This window comes from Anaeromassilibacillus sp. An200 (assembly GCF_002160025.1).
GTDB classification, from domain to species: domain Bacteria; phylum Bacillota; class Clostridia; order Oscillospirales; family Acutalibacteraceae; genus Caccousia; species Caccousia stercoris.
The window spans coordinates 1-553 of the sequence record NZ_NFJU01000145.1 but is presented as its reverse complement, the minus strand read 5'-3'; the positions used below and the strand labels follow the sequence as shown (position 1 = coordinate 553).

2 protein-coding genes are annotated in these 553 nt (G+C 52.3%); both read left to right on the top strand.

Translation table 11 applies throughout. The features are described 5' to 3' along the window. The first annotated feature begins 117 nt into the window (after positions 1-117). Positions 118-270, top strand: coding sequence for a CD1375 family protein (locus B5F35_RS18965; RefSeq protein ID WP_164488537.1), 153 nt, complete (start codon positions 118-120; stop codon positions 268-270). 15 nt (positions 271-285) lie between these two features. Then, positions 286-553 (top strand): GH25 family lysozyme (locus tag B5F35_RS18310; RefSeq protein WP_275532280.1); only part of this gene is annotated, 268 nt, incomplete at its 3' end.

Genomic DNA, 553 nt, shown 5'->3' with positions numbered 1-553 from the left:
TCGCGAACCATCTTGTGGTAGGAGGACACTACCAATCCACAGCATCCCTTACAGTGTAGCACAGCCCTTGGAGAGGGGCTTTAATAACTACTACTCTATAATACAAGGATGGTACAAATGATGGCTATGTTTTTTGCACAGAGAGTGATCCTTGGTAAGACAGCTTTTGCGGATGTTCCGGCGGCACTCAAGGCCGGATGCGCTGAGGTGCTGATCGACAGCGGCCTTCCGGAGCTGGTTCCGGAGGAGTACGGCGGAACGGCAAAGTAAAGGGAGGGTGTTTGCGTGAAGGGTATTGACGTATCAAAGTATCAGGAGCTGATTTACTGGGAAAAAGTCAAGGCGGCAGGAATTGATTTTGCTATTATCCGGGCCGGAATGGGAAAATACATAACTCAGATCGACCCGCGCTTTGAGCAGAACGCTTTCGGGGCGCTGAGTGCTGGCTTGCATGTCGGCGCGTATTGGTTCAGCTATGCCACGTCCCCGGAGGAAGCCAGGCAGGAAGCACAGGTGTGCGCTCAGGTGCTGGAACCGTATAAAGGAAAGTTTG

Bases quoted from the DNA above. Each gene is read 5' to 3' on its own strand.
- B5F35_RS18965 (WP_164488537.1), top strand. From the start codon at position 118: ATGATGGCTATGTTTTTTGCACAGAGAGTGATCCTTGGTAAGACAGCT.